Origin of the sequence: Paraburkholderia aspalathi (assembly GCF_905220735.1) — a bacterium.
Classification (GTDB): Bacteria; Pseudomonadota; Gammaproteobacteria; order Burkholderiales; family Burkholderiaceae; genus Paraburkholderia; species Paraburkholderia aspalathi.
Genome location: NZ_CAJNBA010000001.1, coordinates 649,209 through 665,237, shown reverse-complemented (window position 1 = coordinate 665,237; position 16,029 = coordinate 649,209). Strand labels below are relative to the sequence as shown.

The 16,029-nt window shown below is 59.7% G+C and carries 13 protein-coding genes; 9 read left to right on the top strand and 4 right to left on the bottom strand.

The features are described 5' to 3' along the window. Nucleotides 1–20 precede the first annotated feature (20 nt). Nucleotides 21–1,082, bottom strand: coding sequence for a LacI family DNA-binding transcriptional regulator (locus tag KHO30_RS02870; protein ID WP_211699981.1), 1,062 nt, complete (start codon nt 1,080–1,082; stop codon nt 21–23). Nucleotides 1,083–1,252: 170 nt separating this feature from the next. Here KHO30_RS02870 and KHO30_RS02865 point away from each other — a divergent pair, with 170 nt between their 5' ends. The 8 genes from KHO30_RS02865 (at nt 1,253) to KHO30_RS02830 (ending at nt 9,203) form a co-directional block, all read left to right on the top strand. Then, the gene (locus tag KHO30_RS02865; RefSeq protein WP_211700949.1) at nt 1,253–2,326 is read left to right on the top strand and encodes a fatty acid desaturase family protein; all 1,074 of its coding nucleotides are present in this window, start codon (nt 1,253–1,255) and stop codon (nt 2,324–2,326) included. Nucleotides 2,327–2,359: 33 nt separating this feature from the next. After that, on the top strand, nt 2,360–2,668 hold the full coding sequence (locus tag KHO30_RS02860; RefSeq protein ID WP_211699980.1) for a non-heme iron oxygenase ferredoxin subunit: 309 nt from the start codon (nt 2,360–2,362) through the stop codon (nt 2,666–2,668). 4 nt (nt 2,669–2,672) lie between these two features. Further along, nucleotides 2,673–3,905 (top strand): NAD(P)/FAD-dependent oxidoreductase, encoded by a 1,233-nt coding sequence (locus tag KHO30_RS02855; RefSeq protein ID WP_211699979.1) that lies wholly within the window; start codon nt 2,673–2,675, stop codon nt 3,903–3,905. 268 nt (nt 3,906–4,173) lie between these two features. Then, nucleotides 4,174–5,061 carry a LysR substrate-binding domain-containing protein gene (locus tag KHO30_RS02850; protein WP_211699978.1) on the top strand — a complete coding sequence of 296 codons (888 nt, stop codon included), beginning with the start codon at nt 4,174–4,176 and terminating at the stop codon, nt 5,059–5,061. A gap of 96 nt (nt 5,062–5,157) precedes the next feature. Beyond that, nucleotides 5,158–5,907, top strand: coding sequence for an SDR family NAD(P)-dependent oxidoreductase (locus KHO30_RS02845; RefSeq protein ID WP_211699977.1), 750 nt, complete (start codon nt 5,158–5,160; stop codon nt 5,905–5,907). Between the two features lie 80 nt (nt 5,908–5,987). Further along, complete coding sequence (locus KHO30_RS02840; protein WP_211699976.1) at nt 5,988–7,316, top strand: MFS transporter; 1,329 nt, start codon at nt 5,988–5,990, stop codon at nt 7,314–7,316. Nucleotides 7,317–7,359: 43 nt separating this feature from the next. Further along, nucleotides 7,360–8,202: a transketolase gene (locus tag KHO30_RS02835; RefSeq protein ID WP_211699975.1), complete on the top strand. Its 843-nt coding sequence runs from the start codon at nt 7,360–7,362 to the stop codon at nt 8,200–8,202. Beyond that, nucleotides 8,199–9,203 (top strand): transketolase family protein, encoded by a 1,005-nt coding sequence (locus KHO30_RS02830; RefSeq protein WP_211699974.1) that lies wholly within the window; start codon nt 8,199–8,201, stop codon nt 9,201–9,203. The genes KHO30_RS02835 and KHO30_RS02830 overlap by 4 nt, the downstream gene beginning before the upstream one ends. A gap of 329 nt (nt 9,204–9,532) precedes the next feature. On the opposite strand, the gene KHO30_RS02825 is transcribed toward KHO30_RS02830, so the two are convergent. The 3 genes from KHO30_RS02825 to KHO30_RS02815 all read right to left on the bottom strand — a co-directional run bounded on the left by KHO30_RS02825 (nt 9,533) and on the right by KHO30_RS02815 (nt 13,775). Next, the gene (locus tag KHO30_RS02825; RefSeq protein ID WP_200652377.1) at nt 9,533–11,746 is read right to left on the bottom strand and encodes a beta-glucosidase family protein; all 2,214 of its coding nucleotides are present in this window, start codon (nt 11,744–11,746) and stop codon (nt 9,533–9,535) included. Nucleotides 11,747–12,288: 542 nt separating this feature from the next. Next, nucleotides 12,289–12,981 carry a phosphatase PAP2 family protein gene (locus tag KHO30_RS02820; RefSeq protein WP_211700948.1) on the bottom strand — a complete coding sequence of 231 codons (693 nt, stop codon included), beginning with the start codon at nt 12,979–12,981 and terminating at the stop codon, nt 12,289–12,291. 353 nt (nt 12,982–13,334) lie between these two features. Further along, on the bottom strand, nt 13,335–13,775 hold the full coding sequence (locus KHO30_RS02815; RefSeq protein ID WP_093634175.1) for a hypothetical protein: 441 nt from the start codon (nt 13,773–13,775) through the stop codon (nt 13,335–13,337). 331 nt (nt 13,776–14,106) lie between these two features. On the opposite strand from KHO30_RS02815, the gene KHO30_RS02810 reads away from it, so the two are divergent. Beyond that, nucleotides 14,107–15,969, top strand: a complete 1,863-nt coding sequence (locus KHO30_RS02810; protein ID WP_211699973.1) for a hybrid sensor histidine kinase/response regulator — start codon at nt 14,107–14,109, stop codon at nt 15,967–15,969. Nucleotides 15,970–16,029 lie beyond the last annotated feature (60 nt).

Sequence of the window (16,029 nt, the reverse complement as noted above, 5' to 3'; positions counted from 1 at the left end):
ATGGCGCCCCGCTTCATTGTTCATTCGCTGAGGTAAGGATTGTGTCTGACGTTGGCGGAGCAGAACACGCGAAACTCGACTGGTTCGGCCCGGGGTGCCGTATCGACGATACCGCACGCATGGAGGGCATGCTGCAATGCCGCGATGACCTGTCCGTCCGGATCCTGGTCAATCGCGATATCCATGCTGCCCGCCTTGATGAAGTCGCGATGCAGATCGAGCATTTCATGACCGACCCACACCACCTCATTTGCCGCGCCGAACTTGCGCAATGCCGCTTCGATACCCGCCGAGCCGTAGCCGCTGTTGTAGATCGCGCTGAGACCGCCTTGTTCGAGCGCTTTAGCCACCGCGTAATAGCAGCGGTCGTCATCGTCTTGCGTCTCGATCGGCTCGGGTTCACATGTCAGATGGGCAAACGCTTCGTCGATCTGTGCACGGCAGCCGCCAATGCGATCGAGATGCGCCCGGTAGTCCATACGGCCGCACAGCAGCAACACCCGGCCCGGTTGCCTCACCAGCCGACCGATGTAATAGCCGGCGGTGCGGCCCGCGCACACGTTGTCGATGCCGGCGTAGTGAAGTCTTCCGGTATCGGGAATGTCCGTGACCATGGTGACCACCTGTTCCCCGCGCGCGATCGCCGATCTGAGTGCATCGCGCACCGGCGTCGTATCGTGTGTCGTGATGATGAGCGCCGCGCGTTGACGACGGGACGGGCCGATCGCCTTCGTGATCACGTCGTCGTCGGCGGCCGAAAGTACCATGCGATGCACGACAACGCGGCGATCCAGCATCTGCATGGCGCGTTGCAGCGCCTGATTCAGACGGTTGAAGAACGGCGCCTCGCTGTCGGGCAGCAGCACGTCGACATGGATAAGTCCGTGACGGGTCTCAGGCAACAGGCGCGGCACGGCCAACTCCCGAGCGGCCGCCACGACGCGCTTGCGTGCTGCATCCGATACGCTGCCGCGCTCGTTCAGGACACGGTCAACGGTGGACGGACTGACGCCGGCAAGTTGTGCGATCTCGATGAACCGCGCAGAGCGCTTACGCCGAGGGGGGGCTGCGCTATTTGCCACGCTTGTCTCCTTGTGCTGTTCATTATTTTCATCGCCATTTTCCTACGCTAGAAGGTTGACGATAAATCGTCAACCTTTCCGTTGAGCGATGCACGAATAGGGCTTATTTTTGATTCATAGACTCTCTGCATCATGCAGAGAAGGACATAACGGAGACAGACTTGGCAAACATGACCGACCGTGCGCGCAAAGCTTCCTCGTCCGCACGACACGAGGAGTATCGGCTTGTCGGCGGAGCGGGTGAGCGCGCGCAGGCTGCCGGTCTAGTCAATGCGGAGTGGTACAAATGTTCGGTACCCCGCCCGGTGATGAAGCAGTTGATGCAGCGCAGTGATGCCCGTGCGATTCGCGACACGCTCATCTGGTACGCGGCCATAATCGCCAGCGGCGTGCTTGCCGGGTTCGCGTGGCACGTTCACTCGCTGTGGGCGATTCCAGCCTTTTTTCTCTATGGCACGCTCTACTGCAGCCCGGCCGATTCGCGTTGGCATGAAGCCGGGCATGGAACGGCATTCAAGACGCGGTGGATGAATAACGTGCTGTATCAGGCGGCGTCGTTTCAGGTGTTCCGTCGTGCGACGGTATGGCGTTGGAGTCACGCCCGTCATCACACGGACACCCTCGTGGTCGGACGTGATCCCGAGATCGCAGCGCCCCGGCCAACCGATTGGCTGGGCCTGGCACTGAGTATCTTCGCGCTAAAACACGTCTGGAATGAACTGCCAAAGATGATTGCCGCGGCGTTTGGCCGGATTAATGAGGAAGACCGGACTTTCGTGCCGGCGTCGGAATGGCCGAAAGTGTTCCGCGAGGCCCGAATCTCTCTGGCCATTTACGTCGTAGTGATTGGTGCAAGTGTCTATTTCCGCACAATCCTGCCGCTCCTCTATATCGGACTTCCGAGCCTGTACGGGGGCTGGCTCTACCTGTACTTTGGTCTTACCCAGCATGCGGGGATGCCGGAAAATGTGCTGGACCACCGTCAGAACTGCCGCACCGTTTTGATGAATTCGTTTTTCCGGTTCCTGTACTGGAACATGAATTACCACGCCGAGCATCACATGTTCCCGATGGTTCCGTTCCATGCATTACCGCAGCTACACGATACGGTAAAGAGTGACATGCCGCCGCCATATCGCAGCAGTCTTGCCGCCTACGCTGAGATCATTCCGGCACTCGTACGACAGACCCGCGATCCGTCGTATCACATCGTGCGTCCGGTTCCAGCCGTCAAGCGGGCCTGAGAGAAATCAATACAAAACCTGGAGACAACCGCCATGTCACAATGGGTCGAAGCTGCCGCGCTGGGCGATATCGAAGACGAAGACGTGATGCGTTTCGATCACGCGGGACATACCTACGCAATTTATCGCGTCAACGATAACGTCTATGCGAGCGACGGATTGTGCACGCATGAACATGTGCACCTGAGCGATGGGCTCGTGATGGACCATGTGATCGAATGTCCGAAGCACAATGGCCGCTTTGACATCCGCGATGGCCGCCCGCTTTGCGCACCCGTGTGCGAAAAGCTCAAGACCTACCCGGCGAAGATCGAAGCCGGCCGCATCCTGATCGAGGTCTGACGCGATGACAACCGATCGTGTCATGGCAATCGTCGGCGCGGGTCACGTCGGTGGCCGCGCTGCCCAGGCGCTGCGAGAATCCGGCTGGCGGGGTGTCATCGCGCTAATCGGCGCCGAGTCACACTTGCCGTACGAGCGGCCGCCCCTCTCGAAGGGATTGCTGACGGGCGAGCGGGAAGCGGCGCAATGTCAGCTCCGAACACGCGACGCATGGCAGCAGGACAACGTCGAACACATCGTCGCCACGGTGAAAGCAATCGCGCCGGATACCCGCGAAATTCAGCTTGTGGATGGCAGGACCATTCCCTACGAGGCGTTGCTGCTTGCCACCGGAGGTCACGTCCGGCGTCTCGCGATTCCGGGTGCCGAACTCGACGGGGTATCGACCCTGCGCACACTCGACGATGCGGCGGCGATCGCACTAAGGCTGGTGCATGATGCTCGCGTAGTGATAATTGGCGGCGGATTTATCGGCCTCGAAGTCGCGGCTTCGGCGCGTCAGCGTGGCTGCCATGTTTGCGTGCTAGAAGGCGCGCCGCGTTTGCTTGGACGTGCAGTGCCTGCAACCATTGCCGCGCGGGTGCACGCATTGCATGAGAGCAAGGGGGTCGAGGTTCGCGTCAACACGGCACCGACGGCGATCGAGCATACCCCTGAGGGAGCGTTGGCTGTTACGCTCGCAAATGACGACGTGTTGATAGCAGACACAGTCATCATCGGCATCGGGATTGATCCGGCGGACGAGTTGGCGCGAGAGGCCGGACTTAAGGTGCAACGTGGTGTAGTCGTCAATGCTGAGCTCGAGACGTCGGCGCCTGGGATCTACGCGGCGGGTGACGTCGCCATCTTTCCTAGCCGCCTCTCAGGTCAACTGATCCGGCAAGAAACATGGCACAACGCGGAGACGCAAGCGCGTATTGCAGCTCGCAACATGTTGGGCGCCCAGGAAAAGTATCAGAACCTTCCGTGGTTCTGGTCCGACCAATACGATCATCAACTACAGGTGGCTGGCGAGCCGGTGCTTGGAGAGCAATGCGTGACCAGGGCACTTCCCGGTGCGGCGGAGATTCACTTCAATCTGGATGCTAACGGTCGGCTCGTTGGAGCGAGTGGTTTCGGGCCCGTAAGCGGTTTTGTGAAAGAGATGAAACTCGCACGCATGCTGGTCGATCGAGGCGCAACACCGGCACCCGAAACGCTCTCCGATTTGAACTTCAAGTTGAAGTCACTTCTGTAAAGGAATGAGAGTACGCACCGATTCGTTTTGTGGCGCTTCGCCAACGGACACTTGTCTGCCACTTCCCGACCACCGGAGGCGTTCGGTAATCGGGCTCGCCCTCGCATTCGCACACCGTCTCGCGCCCCTGTGAGCTGACTGCGTATCGGCCGAACCCCGGCTTGCCTTTACCTCCCGGATACGCGACATTTCTGGAACCACCTCGCTGACAGTAGCGAAGCAGAACACCCTGATCCAGGACGGCTCGTCACTTCTGCACCCAGGAACAATGCGCATCCCTCCACTTAAAGCCATCGTCGCGTTCGAGAGTGTCGCCCGGACAAAGAGCGTCAATCGGGCGGCTGACGAATTAGGGTTAACGCCATCGGCGGTCAGCCACCAAATTGCCAACCTCGAATCCATGGTGGGAAGACCCTTGTTCACAAGAGTGGGACGGGGACTCGTGTTGACGCCAACGGGGCAGCAATATCTGGCGGATGTCACCGGATCACTCGCCGACCTGAGCCGGGCGACGGAGCGAGCATCGAGCAAGTCGGGCGTTGAGATTCTTCGCATTCACTCGAGTCCCAGCTTTGGGTTGATGTGGCTGCTGCCGAGGCTGGCTTTGTTCCAGGAAGCGAACGGTGACATTCAGTTGAATCTCGCGTGCTCGTACGAGGATGTGTCGTTCACCTCCGGCTTCTATGACGTCGACATACGGCATGGCTACGCCCATTGGACCGATGGCGAGATCAAAACGCTACGCAACGAGTTCATCGCGCCTCTTGCTTCGGAGGAATACCTGCAAAGACACCCGGTGCGTACCCCCGAGGATCTGCTCGAGCGGCGCCTGATCTTCTCCGAAACGCCTCTCGTGCAGTGGAAGCAATGGTTCGGCAAGTTCGGCGTCGCAGTGTCGCGCAAGGCGTACGATTTCGCGTTCGACCGCTCGTACATGTCGCTCGAGGCGGCGGCATTGGGACACGGCATCGCGCTCGAAAGCACAATGCTCGCATCGGTCCATCTAAAACGAGGTTCGCTCGTACCGGTCTTCGATCGCACGTATGCGGTGGAGGTCGGAGCTCATCACCTCGTTTACCCTTCCCAGAACGCGGAATTGCCGCGCGTGGCCAAGTTTTTGGCCTGGGTCGAGCAAGAGATCAGCCGCGACACCTGAAAATTCTTCAGCAATAGTTGAGCCGAACTGCATTGATCGAGATGGTTGAAGCGCTGAAACTGCGTCTACCAACTAACGTGATCGATGGAGACAAACATGTTGCTCGACAGCAAAGTGGTAATCGTAACCGGCGCAGCCTCGCCGCGTGGCATCGGCAAGGCAACCGCAAAAGCGCTTGCTGCGCAAGGCGCGCGAGTGGTGATTCTGGACCTTCGCAAGGAAGACGCAGAGAGTGCCGCGCGTGACCTCGGCGAAGAACATTTCGGCCTCGCCTGCGATGTGACCGACAAGGCCGCATGCATGGCTGCCGCCAAAGCGGTCATCGAGAAGTACGGTCGTGTCGACGGATTGATCAACAACGCGGGTATCACCCAGCCGTTGAAGACGATGGACATCGGAGCCGACAACTTCGATGCGGTCATCGACGTGAACCTGCGCGGTACGCTCTACATGTCGCAGGCGGTCATTCCGCAAATGAGAGAGCAAAAGAGCGGCAGCATCGTCTGCATGTCATCCGTTTCCGCGCAACGCGGCGGCGGCATCTTCGGCGGTCCTCACTACAGCGCTGCAAAAGCGGGCGTACTCGGTCTCGCTCGTGCGATGGCGCGTGAACTCGGGGCGGACAACATCCGCGTCAACTCGATCACACCGGGCCTGATCCAGACCGATATTACCGGCGACAAGCTCACGACGGAAATGCGCGCCGACATCATCAAGGGCATCCCGCTCGGTCGACTCGGCGATGCGGCCGACGTCGCGAACGCCTGTCTGTTCCTCTCGAGCGACCTGTCGGCCTATCTCACCGGCATCACGCTCGACGTCAACGGCGGCATGTTGATCCACTAAGTACGACATCCGTCGCGATTGCGGCGGATGGGTCAATGCACCCGGCGGTAAAACCCGGGGCGATATGGTAGGAGACAACCATGAAAACGAAGGCCACTGCGCCGTCTATGACGGGCGATGTCACATCGCTCGCCGATCCGGCGAGCTTCGAATCAAAAACGTATGCGAAGGTGGGACGGCGCTTGATACCGTTCCTGATGCTGTGCTATCTGGGCGCTTATCTCGATCGGGTCAACGTGGGCTTCGCAAAACTACAGATGCTCAACGACCTGCGATTCAGCGAAACCGTGTATGGCTTCGGCGCCGGCATTTTCTTCCTCGGTTATTTTCTCTTCGAGGTACCGAGTAATCTCATGTTGCACAAAGTGGGCGCACGAAACTGGCTCGCTCGCATCATGCTGACGTGGGCGGTGATCTCAGCCTGCTTCGTCTTCGTCAAATCGCCCACTACCTTCTATGTTCTCCGCTTTCTATTGGGCGTGGCCGAGGCAGGGTTCGCGCCAGGCGTCATCCTGTATCTGACTTACTGGTTTCCTTCGGCGCGGCGCGCCAAGGCGCTGTCCCTCTTCTTCATGGCGATTCCACTTGCCGGCATTGTCGGTGGGCCGCTGTCCGGTTACATCCTGCATGCGTTCCAGGGCGTACACGGTCTCGCTGGCTGGAAGTGGCTGTTCATCCTCGAAGCGCTGCCGTCGCTGCTCCTTGGCGTCGCCATCCTGCTCTACCTCGACAACGGTATCGCTGCCGCCAAATGGCTCACTGATCCGGAGAAGGCGCTCCTCGCACGAAACGTGGCGAACGACAACGCCCACAAGATCGCCCATGTGTCGATCAGGTCTTTCATCGGCGATCGTCGTCTGTGGTTGATGGCTGCCATCTACTTCTGCGTCGTGCTCGGTCAGTATGGGCTGACGTTCTGGCTGCCGACGATCATCCGCAAATCCGGCGTGGCCGACCCGCTGTGGGTGGGCATCTTTACGGCCGTACCGTACCTGTGCGCCATCATTGCGCTGCCGCTGGTGGGCGCAAGCGCTGACCGCCACCGCGAACGTCGTCTGCATCTTGCGATCCCGATGCTCGTCTCGGCGGCAGGCTTCGCAACGCTTCCGATGCTGGGCGGAGTCGGCGCGTCGCTGGTGTGTGTCAGCGTGGCGGCCGCCGGCATCCTCGCTTCGTCGTCGCAGTTCTGGTCACTGCCGACCGCGCTTCTCGGCGGCATGTCTGCCGCGGCGGGTATCGCCGCGGTGAACTGTTTCGCCAATCTCGCAGGCTTCTTCTCGCCGGCCATCGTGGGCTGGTTGAACGACCTGACCGGTAAATCGACGGCTGGGCTCATCTTTATCTCTGTGGCAATCGTCATCGGTGCCGCGCTTGTGTTCCTCGTGCCAGCCAAATCCGTCAATCGCTGACACCGTTTGCCGCAAAGACTCATTTTTTAATCAAGGAGACATCATGAACAGTCCGTCATCAGATGCAGTGACGCTCGCCGAGCGCGCCTATCGGATTCGCAGAAACGCCTTGCTGATGGGCGAAGTACAGGGCCAGGGCTATATCGGCCAGGCACTTGATATCGCCGATGTACTCGCGGTTGCCTACTTCGGTGCGATGCGCTACCAACCCGACAACCCCGACTGGGAAGGCCGCGACCGCTTCCTGCTGTCCAACGGCCACTACGCGATCGCGCTTTACGCCGCGCTTTTCGAAGCCGGCTTCCTGCCACCGGAAGAACTCGAAACCTACGGCAGCGACGACAGCCGTCTGCCGATGTCCGGCATGGCGAGCTACACGCCCGGCATGGAGATGTCCGGTGGCTCGCTCGGCCACGGTCTCACGATCGCGGTGGGACGCTGCCTGGGACTGAAGCGTAAGGGCTCAAACGCCTTCGTCTACACGCTCTTCTCCGACGGTGAACTCGATGAAGGCGCGATCTGGGAGGGCCTGATGTCGGCCGCTCACTGGAAGCTGGACAACCTGATCGCCATGGTGGATGTCAACAACCAGCAAGCAGATGGTCCCTCCTCGAAGATCATGGCGTTCGAGCCGCTCGTCGAGAAGCTCGAAGCATTTGGCTGGTTCACGCAGCGCGTGGACGGCAACGATATTGATGCAGTGAAGGCGGCCTTCGATGCTGCACGCGACCATCCGAAAGAGCAGCCCCGGATTATCGTTTGCGATACCCGCATGGGCTGCGGCGTGCCGTTTCTCGAAGAACGGGAAAAGAACCATTTCATCCGCGTCGATGCCCATGAGTGGCAACTGGCGCTCGCAGCACTCGAAGCAGGGAGACAAGCATGAGCGACACCACTCTTACCCAGAAGCCGCGCCTGAAGACCTCGGCGATGATCGCTTCTATTGCCGGCGAAGGACAAGTCACGCGTTCTGCGCCGTTCGGCCATGCATTAGCCCAACTGGCCCGGGAGAAGACGAACGTGATCGGCATGACCGCCGACCTCGGCAAGTACACCGACCTGCATATCTTCGGAAAGGAATTCCCTGAGCGCTACTATCAGATGGGCATGGCCGAGCAGTTGTTGATGGGCGCGGCCGCCGGTATGGCGCATGAAGGGGCCCAGCCGTTCGTCACGACGTACGCCGTATTCGCAACCCGTCGCGCGTATGACTTCATGCACCAGGCCATCGCCGAAGACAACCTCGACGTGAAGATCATTTGCGCGCTGCCGGGGCTAACGACCGGCTACGGTCCGAGCCATCAGGCAGCCGAGGATCTTGCGCTCATGCGCGCAATGCCGAACATGACGGTCATTGATCCGTGCGACGCGCTCGATACCGAGCAGATGGTGTCCGCGATCGCCGCGCATAACGGCCCGGTGTATGCGCGCCTTCTGCGTGGCAACGTTCCGGCCGTGCTCGATGAATACGACTATCAGTTCGAACTGGGCAAGGCGAAGCTGCTTCGCGACGGCGCCGAGGTGCTGATCATCTCGTCGGGCATCATGACCATGCGCTCGCTGGAGGTGGCGAAGTTGCTGGAAGCGGACAACGTGGGAGTTGGCGTACTGCACGTGCCGACCATCAAGCCGCTCGACACTGAGACGATTTTGCGCGAAGCGCGGCGCACGGGTCGCATGGTGGTGGTCGCCGAGAATCATTCGGTGATCGGCGGCCTCGGCGAAGCGGTCGCGACCACGCTGCTCACGGCCGGTGTCACGCCGATGTATCGTCAAATCGCACTGCCCGATGAGTTTCTCGGTGCGGGCGCGCTACCGACCTTGCACGATCGCTATGGCATTTCGACCAACGTCATGGCAGATACGATCAAGGGCTGGCTTGGATGAGCCCACGGGGGTCATCCAGACGCTGCTGCACGACAGACATCGCTCCGCCTGAGTGTGATACGAGTTGTGCGCTAGTTTGGGGGAGACGGTGCGTCAGTTCCAACGACGCACCGTTACTGACAAAACAGAACGCTGATATTTTTTAAGCGAAGCGTGTCCGGCTGAAGAAGATAGCCGAGCGACCGCTTGCCGCTTGTCTTCGGCCGCTCGGAATGAGCGAGTGACTGGCGCAAGGGGCGACCTGAGCCGGTCGTCATCCAGTTCAGTGCGGCCATGAACCCCCAGGCGCGAAACCTCCCGCGCCTGGGTGCATGACGGGAGTACGAGGTTTAGCTCCCTTGCAGCCGAATATCACGCGACGACGCCCCGACGTACACCGTCCCGCCAGGCACATACCGCCAGCCATTGCGCGACGTATCCCACACGCTTTGCATGCGCGGTGTGACCGTGATACGGACGTGGCGTGCATCGCCGGGGTTCAGGCCGATCTTCTCCCAGCCGACCAGACGCCGCGGCGGCTCGTCGCGGTAGGGCACACCGAGATACACCTGCGGCACTTCCGCGCCCGCCATGCGGCCATCGTTGCGCACGGTGAACGACACGTCGATCGCGCCGTCAGGGCGATGCTTCACCGAAAGCCCCGAGTACGAGAAATGCGTGTACGACAGCCCATATCCGAACTCGAACATCGGGGTGATGTTTTTCGCGTCGTACCAGCGGTAGCCCATGTTCAGCTTCTCTGCGTAGACAGGGTCCGGCTCGAACGCGCCGCTTTGCCCCCACGTCGGCGTATCCTGATCGCGCACAGGGAAGGTGACGGGCAACTTGCCGGAAGGATTGACCTTGCCGAACAGCACGTTCGCGATCGCATTGCCGCCGCCTTCACCCGGATACCAGGCTTCCACGATTGCCGCCACGCGATCCTTCCACGGCATCAGCACCGGGTTGCCGCTTTCCACAACAACGATCGTGCGGGGATTGGCGTGCGCGACCGCGTCGACGAGCGCATCCTGGTTCGACGGATTCGCAAGGCTCAGACTTTGCAAATCGCCGAAGTCTTCACCCGCCGGCTGCGCGACGACGACAATTGCGACATCCGAGCGAGCCGCGAGCGCCGCCGCCTGGTCGATCTCCTGTTGCGTGTATGCGCGAAACGGCGTTTGCTGATCGCTGTTGCCCGCAAAGCTCACCTGTGCCGACGGTGCGAGCGCGCGAATCGCGGCAACAATGGGTGTGTTCAGCTTCAGCCACGGATTGGTCCACCAACTGCATCCAGTCGATGTGCCGAACGTCAAGCCGCCGCAACCCGCGAATGCCCCTGTGACCGGGTCACGCGTATTGCCTGACCCGCCGCCCGTCAGCACGGCTGCATCCGCGTGTCCGCCAATCACTGCAATCCGTGAGAGCGAGGCTGCGGAGAGCGGCAACTGGTTGCTGTCGTTCTTGAGCAAGACCATCGACTGCTCGGAGACCGCCTGTGCGAATGCGTTCGCGCCAGCGAAGTTGATCGTGGCGCCCCCCTTCGCAGGATCATCCATCACACCGACGCGAATCATCACGTACAGCTTGCGACGAACCATGTCGTCGAGACGCGCGGTCGATACCGACCCGTTCGCGATCGCCTGCCGAACTGCCGTAGGTGTCAGATAGACCGTGCTGCCGACGTCCTCTTCCTCGTCGAGGCCCGCGTTGATCGCGTTTGCTGTGCTATGCGTCGCCCCCCAATCCGACTGGACCTGTCCTTCAAAGCGCCAATCGTTCTTTAGCACGTCGTTCAGCAGATGCGCGTTCTCACACGCATAGTCGCCATTGAGCCGGTTATAGCTGCACATCACGCTGCCTGGCTGCGCGCGCTTTGCGGCAATTTCAAACGGCAATAGATAAAGCTCGCGCAGCGTGCGCTCGTCGATCTGGCTGTTGCCGCCCCCGCGGTTATGTTCCTGCTCGTTGCCGGCGTAGTGCTTGATCGTGGCGATGACTTTCTCACTCTGCGTGCCGTCCGTGCGCTCGGCGAGCATCTCGCCGGCGAGCACTGGATCTTCGCCGAGGTACTCAAACAGCCGGCCACCGCGCGGCTCGCGCGCGAGATTCGTACCGCCGCCAAGTCCCATTCCGAAGCCCTGCGCACGCAGTTCTATCGCAACCTGTCGGCCGAAATTGGAAGACAGGCGGCGATCCCAGCTTGCTGCAAGCGCGATCGTTGCCGGGAAAGTCGTGCTGGCCTGCGACGTGCTGCCGGAGCCCGTCGCGGAGTCCACCATGTTCAGATCAGGAATGCCGAGACGCGGTACCCCTTGAATGTAGCCTGCACCACCTCCCGGCACGGCAGACATTGCGTATTCCGAATGAATAAATTGCAGCTTTTCGTCGAGCGTCATCTTGCTGACGAGGGTGTCGGCGCGCCGATGCGCGGCGGCCGATCCGAACGCGTTCATCGCAGCTGAAGTGGGCGCGAAATCAAGTGAAAAGTCGGGTACATCCGCACGGGCAGCGACGCACACGGCCGCCGCTAACGCGACTGCTGGCCATAGTTTCTTCTGCATAGTTGTCTCTCCGAGATTCTGCTTTTGTTGGAATGCGGAAGCGGAGCGAGTCCGACAGGTTCACAGCGGACACGAAGGCTGGCGACGCAGGATGGCTGCGCAAACGTTTGCCTGCCCGAGCGGAATCGGGACCATCGGATTGACTGTAGCGACTCTCCGTGCAACGTAATGTAAGAATGTAGTCTGACTACAGCATCAGTACTTCTACTAATACGATGCGTTTTTATGCTGAATGAGGGTCGCCCGGTAAAAATTAACAGCGATTAAATGCATTGAGCACGTAAATCCAATGCATTCAGCACGACGAGTGCTGCCCAGTGCGGCTAAGCTTCAATTTCACGAAATGAAATATATCGGTCTATTTTGGTGTCAACGATTATTTTCATTCAAATTGCAGGCGGTTATCCAATTCCAATGAACTCTGGCGTTCGCCGGCTCTGGATCTCCATCGAATATGTACTCCGTGATCTGGACCGTCACATGGACATTCGTGCGACTACCCCGTTTTCTAAGCGGCCGTTTCGATCACAACGACGCGTGATTCATAGATGTTTGAGCGCAATGTTCGCCAGCGTGCGCAGTTCGTCGAACTGCGTAACGAGTTCGAGGCAGAGAATAAAGGCCAGCGCTGCTGAAGGTCCCGGGCAGCGTTCAATCCATCGCAGCGCCGGAGTCGCATAGCGCATGCGGATCACACGTCGCGTCATGACATAAGTAATTCCGATTCCCACAGCGGCGCCCACCAGCAAATCGGTTGGGTAGTGAAAGCCGAGATAGGCGCGCGGAACGCAAATGAACAGCACGGTATAGAGAATCGCCAGTACACCGATGCCACGCGACACGAAGAAGATGCCGGTGGCGACCGCCATCCATAGCATCGCGTGATCGCTAGGGAAGGAACTCCAACTTGTCAGCAGTGCTTCCTTGATATTGCTACCGGCAAACTGCAGATGCAGTTCGGCGCTATAGACGGGGCGAACTCTGAACGGCAACCAGTGAGTCAGCAGTCTTCCGACGAAGAGCGCCACGAGGCCACTGAGAAGCGTCGCGAGAACCATTTCTCGTCGCCATTCGCGGCGCTCGTCCTGCCGAAACCACATCCACCACAGCACGGGAATGAGTACGAGGCCTTTGAAGGTGTAAAGGTCGGCGACGCTTTCTATGGATTGGGTCGCGAAATGGCCGAAGTGTACGTTGGACAGATATATTTCTATAGACGAATCGAAGCTATTCATCATTTTTTATGAAACTCGGCTAGTCGCATCGAGGCTAGCATAGCCCACTGAATGCGCTGCATTTATTGGTGCTTTCCTTCACTGGCTGCACTCCGAGACGCGCCGCACAGTTCGCAAGATGGCAACCATCGCCAGGTGATGCAGGCGAACGTCAAACAAAGCGCGATGGAGGGAATCGCGGAGTCCTTCGCTGCGGTCGGACTCTTGCGCCGCTACAGCGACTGAAGAAGCTGGCGTGGTTCATCAAGCGCTGGCTCCGGCTCACATGAGAATCGCCAGTGCAGCGCTGCGAAAGGTATTCGGCGTTTCGGGCTTAGCCTTTGATTGAACCACGCCGTTTTTTTAATCAACGTTCAGTCATGGTGACGATGTTTGTGATGGCGCTTGTTCGGTCGGTAGCCGCGGGCATAGTCGTCCGAGTACGAATTGGAGCGCGACATGTTCCCGCCGAGCGCTGAACCCGCGCCGCCGCCCACAGCCGCGCCGACGAGGCCGCCCGTGCGGCCGCCCATCGCATTGCCTGCCGCTGTGCCGGCACCGCCGCCGAGCGCGCCACCGATGATGGCGCCCGTGCGTTCCCTGCGGTTTGACGTGACTGCGCCGCCGGCGCCGCCGCCAATTGCACCGCCAATGACGGAACCGGTGCTGCCGCCTACTGCGCCACCCAGGGCAGCACCGGCTACGCCGCCGAGCGCGCCGCCAAGGGCATTGTTCATATCGCCGGCCACTGCCGGTAACGACGCTGCAGTGGTGAGCGCTGCAATGGCCACAATCTGGAAAATTCTCTTCGACATAAAAAGGTCTTTAGTTTTTGGGACGGCGCCGAGTATAACCGCCCCACGAAAGCATTTTGTAACCTACCAGTTGGGGCCTCGGTAAGAGGTGTAACAAAATGATCCGATGGCTTTCTAGTGGAACGCTTTCGGCGCCATTGGCGTCAGGCGGCCGCGAAGGTAGGGAGTAGTCGGCCGGAATCGAGTCGTGAAAGATGTCGGCGCTCCTGATCTGGCAGGCGCATCCGGAACGCTACATTTGTGTGTATGACCGTAGATGGCGCCCTGCTATCCTGTTTGAACTACACGCTGCCCTATCCGCGGGCAGCGAATTTCCTGATCGAGCGCCGTCATGAGATCGTCAGGCCTCAGGGTGCGCAGGTTCAGCTCGGCGGCTCAGGAACGCGCGTTCCGGATGGACTATGCGCGGCGCTTCTTCGGACAGCGCAGGCTCGCCATCACAATCTTCACCGCGTTGTGGGTCGCGTTTTCCATCCGCGACTTCCCCCGGTTAAACGTACTCGATCCCGCCCATCTGCACCACAACGAGCTCATTTTCCTGAGAGTCGCCGGCGCGATCGGAATGGCGATTCCCGTGCTGTTCTGGACCCCTCGCGCACTCGATGAACGTTGGGCCGTCGGGCTGCTCAGTGTCTGGACGATCAGTTGCTGGTTCGCCACCCTGAGAATGCTGCAGTTCTATCCGGGCGACCTTGGCTGGCGCGAAGTCTATCCAGTGCTGATGTTTTCCCTTTTCGTGATATTCATGGCTTTTCGGCTTCGGGTGATCACGGCGGCATGGCTAATCGGGATATGCGTCGTCAGCTATCTGGTCATGCTTTATTTCAAACCCGTCGGCGGGAGTGTCGAACTGCGCGTGGAGTCAGTGGCTGCACACGCCACGATGCTGCCGTTGATGTCTATTGTCGGCGTGCTGCTCAGCATTCCGCTGGAACGTGCCGCGAGGCGCGAATTCATCTACCGGCGCACCTTGCGTGCGGCCAAGGCGCGCGTCGAAGCGGCGTCGCGCGCGGTCAACGAGCAAAACAAACGCATGCAGGAGCTCGTCAAGGAGAAAGAACGGTTCTTTTCATCGGCGTATCACGACATCCAGCAGCCTCTCGCCGCCATCAACCTTTTCATCCGAAGCGCCCGGACGAGGATCAAGGACGGCCACGCTGTGGATCGCGAGCTCGATGTCATCGAGGAGACCGCGTCCGACATCCTCGACATGTTCAAGGATATTCAGGACTACAGCGAGCTGGGTTCATATGTTCCCCATGTCGTACCTGTCGATACCCACGGCCTGTTGACCGAGGTCTTCGAGCAATACCGGGAGACGGCGCGATTGCGTGGCATCGATCTAAGAATCGCGGGGCGGCGACGGCACCCGCCTTCCATCGAAACCGACCGATCGCTCTTCAAGCGGTCCGTGTCGAATCTCGTATCGAACGCGATCAAGAACACGTCATCGGGTGGCGTTGTGCTTGGCTGGGTGCAACTGAATGAACAGCTGCGCGTCGATGTATGGGATACAGGCATCGGTATTGCGCCCGCCCATCGGGATGCGATTTTCTCCGAGTATTATCAGATCAACAATCCGGGGCGCGATCGTTCGAAAGGGTTGGGACTGGGGCTTTCGATTGTGCATCGTGCGATCCATATTCTGCCGGGACACAGCATGAGTTTCGCCTCGGTGGAAGGGCGCGGATCACGCTTTTCCCTTTACGCGACGGTTTCGGCATCAACCCCGATCGTCGGGACACATGCTCAGGATGGCGACGTCTACACGCCCGATCTCACTGGCACGTTCATGCTCCTGTGCGACGACGAGCCTACTGTCCTCGAAGGCCTGAGGCGTCTTTTCTCAAGCGCGGGCGCGCTCGTGTACGCCGCCGATTCGATGGCTGGATTCGAAGCCATCCTTGCCGATGACAGCCGTATTCCCGATCTCATCGTCGCCGATATCCGCCTGCGCGACGGAGCCACCGGCAAGGAGGTTGCTAGTCAGATCAGGCGTCATTTCGCATGGGCGGGCGTTATTCCCGTCGCATTTATCACCGGCGAACTGCTGTCCGATCACGTCCTTCGCGACTTCCCCAAACCGTTCGTGCTATTGCGCAAGTCCTCCGCCCCTAAAGACCTGCTGGCGGAGATCAGCCGGTACGTGAACGCTCAGCGGAAGATGAAATTCGATCTCGCGAACGATCAGTGATTGAAAGCGTCCTGAGCGCGGTGGTTCTTTGAGTACGCTTGATTCGTCTAATGATGGGCG